The 10892-nt window shown below is 61.2% G+C and carries 6 protein-coding genes and 1 pseudogene; all 7 read left to right on the top strand.

From position 1 onward, the window contains the following. On the top strand, window positions 1-768 hold a 768-nt coding region (locus tag ACKVY0_RS01955), incomplete at its 5' end, for a sialidase family protein (protein ID WP_409213102.1). 9 nt (window positions 769-777) lie between these two features. Next, on the top strand, window positions 778-2073 hold the full coding sequence (locus ACKVY0_RS01950; protein WP_409213101.1) for a right-handed parallel beta-helix repeat-containing protein: 1296 nt from the start codon (window positions 778-780) through the stop codon (window positions 2071-2073). A gap of 40 nt (window positions 2074-2113) precedes the next feature. After that, window positions 2114-5311, top strand: coding sequence for a DUF4838 domain-containing protein (locus tag ACKVY0_RS01945; protein WP_409213100.1), 3198 nt, complete (start codon window positions 2114-2116; stop codon window positions 5309-5311). 53 nt (window positions 5312-5364) lie between these two features. After that, window positions 5365-7572 carry an SGNH/GDSL hydrolase family protein gene (locus ACKVY0_RS01940; protein WP_409213099.1) on the top strand — a complete coding sequence of 736 codons (2208 nt, stop codon included), beginning with the start codon at window positions 5365-5367 and terminating at the stop codon, window positions 7570-7572. 109 nt (window positions 7573-7681) lie between these two features. Beyond that, window positions 7682-9046 carry a c-type cytochrome domain-containing protein gene (locus tag ACKVY0_RS01935; protein WP_409213098.1) on the top strand — a complete coding sequence of 455 codons (1365 nt, stop codon included), beginning with the start codon at window positions 7682-7684 and terminating at the stop codon, window positions 9044-9046. Window positions 9047-9173: 127 nt separating this feature from the next. Continuing rightward, on the top strand, window positions 9174-10556 hold the full coding sequence (locus ACKVY0_RS01930) for a DUF1501 domain-containing protein (RefSeq protein WP_409213097.1): 1383 nt from the start codon (window positions 9174-9176) through the stop codon (window positions 10554-10556). Window positions 10557-10568: 12 nt separating this feature from the next. Further along, window positions 10569-10892: pseudogene (locus ACKVY0_RS01925) on the top strand (hypothetical protein); the annotation flags it as partial.

The following is a 10892-nucleotide window of genomic DNA, read 5'->3' as shown; positions in this document are numbered from 1 at the left end:
CTTTTGCAGGACTTTGCGGGACGCGCTGATTTTGATCCGTCGCTGTTTGTGGCCGGAAAAGAGACCTTTTTCTTCTTTTCGGCCTTCACTCCGCAGATCGACATCTACTTCCGCCGCAGCAGTGATTCCGCGAAGACTTGGAGCGAGCCAGTGAAGCTCAATCAGCCGAATCACACGACTCGTTCCAATGGCATCCAGCTTTCCACGGGCGAACTGCTTGTGCCGCTGCACACGCGGGGAACCAAGGCCGGTGGCGTGATGAAATCGAACGATGGCGGCAAAACTTGGGCGCGATTCGGCGCAGTGGCGAATCCCGCAGGCCAGGGCGGCGAGCCGAGCATCGCGGAGACAAAATCCGGAGCCATCCACATGATGCTGCGCACCAAGGACGGCCAGCTCTGGCGCTCCATCAGCCGAGACAAAGGCGAGATGTGGAGCGCACCGGAGAAGACCGGCCTCACCTCCACGTCGAGCGCCTCCCACCTGCTCTGCACACGCGATGGCAGACTCGTCCTGACCTACAATCCCGGTCCTGATCCGCACCGGTTTCCATTGCTCATCCGCATCTCGCGCGATGAAGGAGTCACCTGGAGTGAGCCGACCTTGCTGGCCGACCGACCAGAAAAAGTACGCGGCTGGTCCATCTGCTATCCCACCCTCACCGAACTCGCCGACGGCACGCTTTTCGCCATCTGGGCACAGCGCAAAGCCACCAGCACTGATCTGTTTGCCGATATCCACTCGGCACGCATCGTTTTGAAGAAATAATCATTCCTCATGAACCATCCATTCTCACTCCTCTCCGTAAGCCAACCCAAGAAACACATCATCATCGCTTTCCTTCTCGCATCCGCAGTCGCACTGCATGCGGCAGGCACACCTTACTCGCCTGACTGGGCCAATATCACTCCGAAGCGCGCGATCAAACACGCCGAGCCGGATGGAGACTCCCTCGTCAAGGCTGTCGCTGCGCTTAAACCGGGGGATCAACTCGTCATCGCCGCAGGCACTTACAGCGTGGAGCGGATGTGGGACATCGGCGTCAGCGGCACGGCGGAGGCACCGATCTGGATCGTGGCGGAGGATGGCGCGCAGGTGATTCTCACGCGCCCGGATGACAAGCAGAACGTGCTCAACATCGGCCAGGGAACTCCGGTGCATCATCTTTGTCTGCGTGGCGTGGAGATCACGGGCGGCAGTCACGGGTTGCGGCTCGGGCAGTGCAGCGAGGTGTGGATTGATCAATGTCACATCCATCACACGGGCGAAGTTTGCCTCAGTGCGAATAGCGCGAACACGCGCCACCTTTTCCTCACGCGCAATCACCACCACCACGGCGGCGGCCACGGCGAGGGCATGTATCTCGGCGCGAACCACGGTCAGTTCATCATGAGCGAGAGCGTCATCGCGCTGAATCACATCCACGACTGCAAAGGCGAGCAAGGCGATGGCATCGAGGTGAAGCAAGGCTCGTGGGGCAATCTGATCGCGGAGAACGACATCCACGACACGCAGTATCCCTGCATCACCGTGTATGGAACTGCCGGGAAGCCGGTGAACATCATCGAGCGCAATCTCTGCCGCCGCAGTGCAGACAGCGCCATGCAGGTGCAGGGCGAGGCCATCGTGCGCAACAATGTTCTCATCGGCGGCAAGGGCTCCGGTTTCGCCAGCCTGGATCACCAGGGCAAGTCGCTGAACCTGCAAGTCATCCACAACACCATCATCAACACCGGTGATGCCTTCAAAGGCAGCTCATGGAATGCCCGTGAGGGCATGATCCTCGCCAACAACGTCCTCTACTCGCGCGACAAGAGCGCGATGAACTTTCCGAAAGGAAGAGAAGGCGCGACCATCGTGGGTAACATCGTCCTCGGCGATGCTCCAAAGCAAGGCACCACACGCGGACGCGGCTTGGAGGACTTCGTCAGCCTGAGCTGGGATGGCGAGAAACACGATGCCACGCCCACTGCTGAAGCACCCTTTGACCACGCGGTCTTGAAACACCTCCTCGACACCGATTTCACCGGAGCCAAGCGAGTTGGCTCTCTGAGTGGGGCTGTGGCGCGGTAGATTCGTTCACTCGGCTCAAAAGAAGTTCCCTCCGATTTCCATGAAGCTTGTCCTCACACTCCTAACTGCACTTCTGCTCTCATCGTTGGCTGCCGTTCATGCTGCCGACACCTTCCTCGTGGAAAACGGCCAGCCTCGTGCTGAGATCATCATCAGCGATAAGCCGCAGCGCACGACGCGGCTCGCCGCGCAGGAGTTGCAGGACCAGATCGCGAAGATCAGCGGCGCGCGGTTGCCCATCGTGACTCAGGCGAGCGGGAAGGCGGTGAAAATCTTTGTCGGGGCCAGTGCTCAATCGCCGGTCAAGGCGGAGGGCCTCAAGGACGGTGCGTATCGCATCGCGACGGGTGCGGACTGGCTGGCGCTCATCGGTGATGACACGGAGTTCACGCCCATCGAGCCGTGGGCGAAGAACAATGCGGAGATCGTGAACGGCAAGGCACAAGGCGAATGGAACCAGATCACAGGTGCGACATGGGGCCTGCCCAATCTGCTGATTTATAAGAGCCGCTTCACGCTGCCTAGTGACATCGGTCTTCCCACGGCACAGGCTGCGGAGAAGGCCGCGCCTTTGCAGATGTGGGATCAAGACGAACGCGGCTCGTTCAATGCGGTTTGCGGTTTCCTCATGAAGCTCGGCGTGCGCTGGTATCTGCCGGGTGAACTCGGCGAAGTGCTGCCGATTTTGAAAACAATCCCGCTCCCGAAGCTCGACGAGACGGTGCGGCCCGACTTCGAGCAGCGGCGCTTCAGCTACCACGGCGGCGTGCATGGGCGAAACAATTCCATGTGGTTCATGCGGATCGGTGTGCGCGATCCCTACGGCATCCAGGACGCCCACGGGCTCGATACCATGACGAATCACGCGGAGGTCTTCGCGGCGCATCCGGAGTGGTTCGCGATGTATGGCGGCAAGCGGCGCTTTGAGCCGGGGGCGAACAATCAGCTCTGTTACTCAAATGAAGAGTTGTTTCAGGAATCGGTCCGCTATGTCCGGGCGCAGTTCGATCACTTCAAAATGAGCATGGTCTCGGTGATGCCGCCGGATGGTTACACCGCCATCTGCCAGTGCGAGAAGTGCCAGGGCAAAGACTCGCCCGAGCGCGACCAGGGCGGCCTCGCCTCGGACTATGTGTGGGGATTTGTGAATCGTGTGGCGAAGGAAGTGAGCAAGACGCATCGGCACGGAAAGGTGCTCAACTGCGCCTACGGCATCTATTCGCTGCCACCGCTGAAGATCGACAAGCTGGAGCCCAATGTCGTCGTCTCCATCGTCGGTGCGCGAGTCCCGAGGAACAACAAGCCAGAGCAGCAGGCGGTGTTTCGGCAGTTACGCGAGAGCTGGGTGGCGAAGACGCACAATCCGATCATCAACTTCGAGAACTATCCCTTCATCGACCGCGGCTGGTATCTGCCCGCCTTCACCCCGCACGCAATGGGCGAGAGCACGAACGCCACCAAGGGCATCTCGCACGGCGAAGACATCTCCCTCACCGTGCCGCAGGAGCCCAGCACGGCAGGCATCGGCTTCAATCACTTCCAGGTCTATTTTACCGCGCGGATGTATTGGGGCGGCAAAGACGCGGACGTGGACGCGATGTTCCGCGAATACTGCCGCCTTTTCTACGGACCCGCGGAGCAGGAGATACGCGCCTTCTTTGAATACTGCGAGGCCAACTGGCAGGAGATGGAAAAGGACAAACTCAAAGCCGACGAAGCGCTCGCCCTTTTCGACCAAGCGAAGGCAAAAGCCGATTCCGCGAGTGTCTATGGCAAACGCATCGCCCTCATCGACGACTTCCTGAAAGGTCTGCGCAACAAAAGCCAGCAGCTCGGCAAAGTGCGCGGCCCGGTGCCCGTGCTAAGGCTGGTAGGCGAGGCGCGCAGCAAGCCGGTCATCGACGGCAAGCTCGACGACGAAGCGTGGAAGAACGCCTTTCCCTCCGCCACCTGTTCTCTGCGCGAGCTGCAAACGGGACGCCCGCCCACCTTTGGCACCACGGTGAAATCCACATGGCTTGGCCGTGATCTCTACTTTGCCATCCGCTGCGACGAACGCCTCGGCGAGAAGCCCAACATCGGCACCACCAAGGAAGACGACGGCGCACTCTGGTATGGCGATGCCGTCGAGCTGCTGCTCGAAACCGAATCGCGCTCGTATTACCAGATCGCCATCAGCCCGAGCGGAGCCGTGGTGGACCTGGATCACGGTGCCTCGCGCGACAAGTGGTTCAGTTGGGACTCGAACGCCGAAGTCGCCACGCACATCGCCGACGATCACTGGACCATCGAGATCCGTCTGCCGATCACACAGGATGAGAATGATCCGCTGCACCAGGTCATCGGCAGCAGACCCAACAAGAGCCTGCCCTGGCACATCAACCTCTGCCGCCAGCGCATCCGCGAAGATGGCGCGGAATACTCTGCCTTCTCACCGACCGGCACCGACGGCTTCCACGAGGTAATGAAGTTCGCGACCTTCTACGACGGCAACAGCTTCGAGTTCGACCACGGCCCGCCGGACGACGACTTCCTGGAAAAGATTCGCCTCGCCGCCGACTTCGCCCGCACCGGCAAGCGCGAGGAAGCCCTCGCCGCCTACACCGCCGCCGCCGAGGGCAAGATCACCGACCTGCAAAAATCCCACGCGCTGGAACTCGCCGCCCAGTTCGCCATTCACCAGCGCAAGCCCGACCTCGCCGCAGAACTCATCGCCCGCATCCCCATCGAGTCCGTGAAAAAGGCCGCGCAGATGGATCACCTCCTCAACACCTTCAAAGCCGCTGAGATCATTGCTCAGTTCGGCGCGGAAGATTTCTCCAAGTGGCCCTTCTGGAAACGCGGCGCTGCCTTCCACGCGCGAGGTCGCGCCTATTCCATCGCCAAAACCGGCGACAAAGCCGAAGCCGACCTCACCGCCGCTTTGGATTGGATCAGTGAACCGCGCACACGAGACGGAGTTTGGGAGTCTATCGGCCACAACCGCGAAAACAACCTCAAGAACGACGACCAAGCCCTCGCCGCCTACACCGCCATCGTCGAAGGCCGCACCCACATCGGAGGCGCCAGTGAGTTCACCGCCCTGCAAGGCATCGCCCGCATCCAGACCCGCAAAGGCCAGTTCGACGCAGCGTTAAAGACCCTGCACCGCGCCCAGCCCGACAAACTCCAAGGCGTGTGGCGGGAGAATATCCAAAAATCCATCGAAGCCGTGAACAAGGCCCGTAAACCTCAGTGAAGACCACTTCCGGCATACCTGAGTTCCACGACAAAAAGATTGAAGACAAAAATATGAAGACCCGAAGCCGACTACTCATTGCACTTCTCTTTGCGCCGCTCACTGCCAGTGCGGTCGATGTCACGACTGAGCTGGGAAGATTCGGCGAGGTAACAACTTGGCTCGTGATTCGGACGCCGGAGACGAAGATGGAGGTGGATCCTTTCCAGCCGATGGGAGGTGAGGCGAAATATGCGGCGATGGGCGACTCGAAGCTCTTTCCGCAGGGTGATAAGCCGCTGACAATCCCGACGACGAAACCGGGCGATACGGTGCGCATCGGCGAGGGTGTTTGGGAGGGCATGCGGATGGTTTTGCCGGACATGCCAGGGGTTTGGAATGAGTTTCCCCGGCTGGTGATGCCGGATGGTGGCTACCAATACGCCTACTGCCGCCTGGACAGCCCGCGCGACATGAAGGCGAATCTCATGGCGGGGGCGAACCGCGGCAAGCACCGGCTGTATCTCAATGGGCGAGACCTGGGGACGTTTGATCGGGAGTTTGCTTTCGAGTTCGCCCGTGAGCTGCCGATTGAGCTGAAAAAAGGGCCGAATCATCTGCTGGTCCGCTTTTCCGGTGGCACCAGCTTTGCCTGCCGACTGTTGGGGGAAAATGCGGAGCCGTTGCGCGAGGTGAAAGTGACCGTGCAGGGGCCGAATGCTCAGTTTGTGAAAGCGCCTACTCCGGTGCCTATGCCGGAGAAGGACAAGCTGCTGGCCCGTGCGCAGGAAATCCCGCCACTCGCAGCGGCAGAGCATCCCGAGTGGCTCGGCGCGAATCTGGCGCGGACGATGTCGCTGCTGGAGTCGGGCAAATACACGCATCGGTCGGTGCGCATTCTTTTCGATGGGCAGTCCATCGAGTCGGGCTGGCCGGAGTTGTTGATTCAGCGGCTGCGCGAGCGTTATCCCGAGACCACCATCATCGCGGAGAACCGCGCCATCGGCGGATGGTTCGTGTGGCGGATGCAGAAGCTGCTGAAGCACGACATTCTGCGCTCGCAGCCTGACCTCGTGCTTTTCAGCGCCTATCAGGGCACTGCGGAGGTGTGGGAGCGATTCCTCGGCGAGCTGCGCAGCGAGACGACGGCGGACATCGTCATCCGCACGCAGCACATTGACGGCAACGAGGCGCCGGATTCTCCGCGTGAAGGAGCCGAGACCATTTTGCTGCGCCGATTGGCCCGGAAATACGGCGTGGAGCTGGTGGAGGCCCGCAACGAGTGGCTGGACTACCTCCAGAGCAGTGGGTTGAAAAACACCGACCTGCTGCGGGACAAGGTGCATCTGAATCGCAAAGGAGAAACGCTGATGGCGCTGCTCTACGAACGGCATTTCCCGTCGGCCATTCCCGTCGGCCAAGGCTGGGCGGAACAGGTGCGGCGTTTCGATGTGGGTCGTTTCCTCGCCGACAACAAGACGGATGAAATCGTGCTGGAAGGCGACGGCTGGACGCACAACGACACCCGCATTGCAAAATCCAACACCGCCACCGACCAGCTCCGGCTGAAGTTCCGAGGCACGCGGGTGGACCTCGTGCTGCCCATCTCGCACGGTCGCGCCACGGTGCTCATTGATGGGAAAAAGCCGAGCGAGTGGAATCTCTTCCACGGCACGCGCCCGCAGCCGCGCGTTGCGAGCAACACCGCGCCCAACACGCCGATGACGTATCACCTCGGTGCGAAGATGCAGGAGGAAACCTGGGTGCTCACCGTGACCGAAGGCAACGCCGACGCCGATGAGAAAAAGGCCAATCAACGGGTGCGTTTCCGCCTCGTGGGGTCGAAGACAGGGTTCGAAGGCGAGGGCTGGAACGACCGGAAGTTCGTCTCCAACAGCGGTCGCATCACCATCCTGCCGACGGATTGGCACACCGCCATGCAACCGTTGAAGGATGGCGAGCCACAGCCGGTAATGCAGGGCTTTCCCAAGCTGCCGCAAGTCGTGTGGCACATCCTGCCCGATGGCCGCGACGAAGTGCCCCATGGCCCCGGTTGGTGGGGACCGCAGACGGATTACTACAGCGGCATGCCCTACGACTATGTCACGGTCGCCGACGGCCTGCCCTGCGGGATTCACGAGCTGACCGTGACCCCGGTGCCGGACCCGAACGTCCAACGCGCCTTCACCGTGATCGGCGTGGACGTGCATCTCCCGCCGCTGGCTAGAGACGCCGCTGAGTGGACCAAAACGGGCACCGCAACGACTCCGCGCAAACCGTAGCGGCCGGACTTTTGCTAATGTTCACCGCTGCCGCCGTATCAATTGTGCCTGCCGATTTATAATGCTCACTCTTTGCCGAACACACACTTTCTCCCTCACTCTCACCGCCATGCTGATGGCGTTGGTTTTGCGCGGTGTTGGAGCGGAGCCGCAGGCGTTGACTTATGAAGAGCACATCAAGCCCATCTTGCGCGAGCATTGCCTGAAGTGTCATGGTGAGGACGAGCAGAAGGCGGATCTGAATCTGCAAACTCATGCCAGCACGCTGAAGGGCGGCAGCGGTGGGGTGGCGGTGGTGGCGGGTCGCTCCAGCCAAAGCCTGCTTTTCCAAGCCATCACCGATCCCGATGACGGGGCGCGGATGCCGCCGAAAAAGGCGGCGATCCCGCAGGCGCAGATCGCTATGATTAAACAATGGATCGACTCCGGGCTGCGGGAGACCTCGGCGAGCAAGTCGATGGTGGCGGAGCGTGATCTGAGTTTCAAACCTGCCGCCGGGGCCGGGGCAAAGCCGGAATCACCCGCGATGCCGGAAAACCTGCCGGAGGTGAAGGTGGCGAAAACCATGCGTCCGCTGCCGGTGCTGGCGATGGATGCGAGTCCGTGGACTCCGCTGCTGGCGGTGGCTGCGCAGGAGCATGTGCGGCTGCTGAATGTGGAAACGCAGGCGGAGGTGGGTCGGCTGGCTTTTCCCGAAGGGGTGCCGCAGGTCATCCACTTCAGCCGTGACGGTGCGGTGCTGATGGTGGGCGGCGGTCGTCCGGTGAAGTCGGGCAAGGTGGTGCTCTTTGACGTGAAAACGGGCAAGCGGCTCGCAGCTATCGGCGATGAGGTGGATAGCGTGATCGCGGCGGACCTCAGCCCGGATCAGCAGCTCGTGGCGCTGGGTGGCTCGGGGAAAGTGGTGAAGGTTTACTCCACCACGGACGGCAAGCTGAAATACAGGATCACCAAGCACACGGATTGGATCACTGCGGTGGCCTTCAGCGCGGATGGAAAACAACTCGCCACGGCCGACCGGGCGGGCGGGCTGCATCTCTGGGAGGCGGGCACCGGGCGGGCGGTGCTGACCCTCGCGGAGCACAAGGCATCCATCCGTGCGCTCGACTGGCGTGCTGACTCAAAAGTGCTGGCCTCCGCAGGCGAAGACGGGCTGATCATCTGGTGGGATGTGGTGGACGGCTGGCCCGCCATTTCCAAGCCGAATGCGCACCCGCCCACGCGGCCAGCGGGTGTTTACGGCAAACTGCCCAATGGCGTGCTCACGGCGCGGTTCGACCGCAACGGCAATCTCTGCACCGCCGGGCGCGACCGCACCGTCCGCCTGTGGGATGCCAGCGGCAAGGAGATCGCGGCCTTTGCCATCGCCGATGCCCAGCCGCTGAGCGCGGCACTTTCCTTTGATGGAAAGAAGATCGGTGGCGGCGACACTGCGGGGAACCTCCACTTTTGGAACCTGGAGGCGAAGAAATGAAACCTCTCTCGAATCGCAAAGCCATGAAATTGGCAGAGGAATGTTGGGGCAGAGGAATCGGGTTTTACTTATCAAATCATTCCTCTGCCCATCCATTCCACTGCCCCAAAAAACAACTCACTCAATCATGAACAACTTCACTTCACTTCACCAAGGATGCGCCGGTTTCCGCGCCATGCCGCGTCGTCAGGCCATCCAGGCTGGCGTGCTCGGCGCACTCGGCCTTTCGATGGGCGATTTGTTCCGACTGCAGGCACAGGCGAAGGATGGGCAATCCATGAGCATGGACAAGGGCAAGAAGCTCACGGCCAGGGCCAAGAGCGTCATTCAAATCCATCTCGGTGGCGGCATGCCGCAGCAGGAATCGTTTGATCCCAAGCCGGACGCACCGGTGGAGATTCGCGGCGGTTTCGGTGTGGTCAAAACCAAGTCGGGCGAGGTCATGAGCGAGAACTTCCCGCAGACGGCGAAGATCGCCGGCAAAGTGACGCTACTGCGCAGCGTGGTGGGCCGCATTCCCGATCATGGGCAGGCGACTTATCACCTGTCCACCGGCTACACGCCCACGGCGGTCATCGACTATCCGCATATGGGTTCGGTGATCTCGCATGAGTTGGGCCGGCGCGGTGAGTTGCCGCCCTACGTGGCGATTCCGGGCAAAATCGGAACCGCAGGCACAGGCTACCTCAGCAGCACTTACGGGCCGTTTGAACTCGGCGCTTCACCTTCCAAAGGCTACAAGGTGCGCGACTTTTCCATCCCCGGTGGGGTGACGCGGGACCGCTACGACCAACGCCAGAGCGCACGGCAGATCATCGAAAAACGTCTCCGCGCGATGGAGTCCGATCCTGAACTGCTCGGCACGATGGATGATTTCTACAAACAGGCCTACGGGTTGCTCACCTCCGTGGAGGCGCAAGCGGCCTTCTCGCTGGACAAAGAGACGGCGGAGACGCTGACGCTCTACGGCAGTGAAGTCGTCGGGCTGAGGGGGCCGGACAATCGCTTCTCCCCAAAGGGTCTTGCCGAAAAGCTCGTGGTGGCGCGGCGTTTGGTGGAATCGGGGGTGCGCTTCGTGACCTTGGATTACGGTTTCTGGGACTGTCATGTGGATGCGAAGAAGACCTGCCTCGATTTTATGCCCGCATTGGATCACGGCATTGCTGGCTTGATCACCGATCTCGATCAGCGCGGACTGCTGGACACGACAATTGTGTGGGTGACCACCGAGTTTGGGCGCACGCCGAAGGTGAACAAAGATGCCGGACGCGACCATTGGGCGAGCTGCTACTCCATGCTCATCGCAGGCGGCGGTTTCACCCGTGGCCAAATCTACGGTGCGAGTGACGCCACAGGTGCCGCGCCGGGCCGCGATGCGCTGCCGCTGGAGGACCTGCTGGCGACGATCTACCACCAGCTCGGCATTGATGGTGACAAGGAGCTGCTGGCCTTTGGCACGCGGCCCATTGAAATCGTCCACGGCAAATTCGTTCCCGCGCTGGTTGGCTAAATCATGAGACGCTTGTTCAATCTTTTGGCGCTCAGCGTCCCCTTGCTGGCGTCCACCGGCACCGTGTGGGCGGTCGGCCCGACGAATATCGAGCGCACCCTGCCGAGAATCGGACAGCGCGGCACGACGGTCGAGGTCATCATTCAGGGGGCGATTCTGCAAGACCCGAAGGAAGTGATTTTCTTCCGTCCCGGCATCCGCGCCATTGGCATCGAACAACTGCCGGACCTGAAAACTCGCGACGGAGGCCCCATTCATCTGGCCCTCGTCGGCGGCGCGTTCATGAAGGAGCAAATGCGATGCAAGTTCGAGATTGCGCCGGATTGTCCGCTCGGT

This window comes from Prosthecobacter sp. (assembly GCF_046154365.1).
In the GTDB taxonomy this organism is placed as follows: domain Bacteria; phylum Verrucomicrobiota; class Verrucomicrobiia; order Verrucomicrobiales; family Verrucomicrobiaceae; genus Prosthecobacter.
The sequence above is the reverse complement of the archived record's forward strand: the minus strand, read 5'-3'. Positions and strand labels throughout refer to the sequence as shown.

What these genes read in the sequence shown, in the direction of transcription:
- ACKVY0_RS01930 (WP_409213097.1), top strand. Translation starts at nt 9,174, where the DNA reads ATGAACAACTTCACTTCACTTCACCAAGGATGCGCCGGTTTCCGCGCC.
- ACKVY0_RS01950 (WP_409213101.1), top strand. Translation starts at nt 778, where the DNA reads ATGAACCATCCATTCTCACTCCTCTCCGTAAGCCAACCCAAGAAACAC.
- ACKVY0_RS01945 (WP_409213100.1), top strand. Translation starts at nt 2,114, where the DNA reads ATGAAGCTTGTCCTCACACTCCTAACTGCACTTCTGCTCTCATCGTTG.
- ACKVY0_RS01935 (WP_409213098.1), top strand. Translation starts at nt 7,682, where the DNA reads ATGCTGATGGCGTTGGTTTTGCGCGGTGTTGGAGCGGAGCCGCAGGCG.
- ACKVY0_RS01940 (WP_409213099.1), top strand. Translation starts at nt 5,365, where the DNA reads ATGAAGACCCGAAGCCGACTACTCATTGCACTTCTCTTTGCGCCGCTC.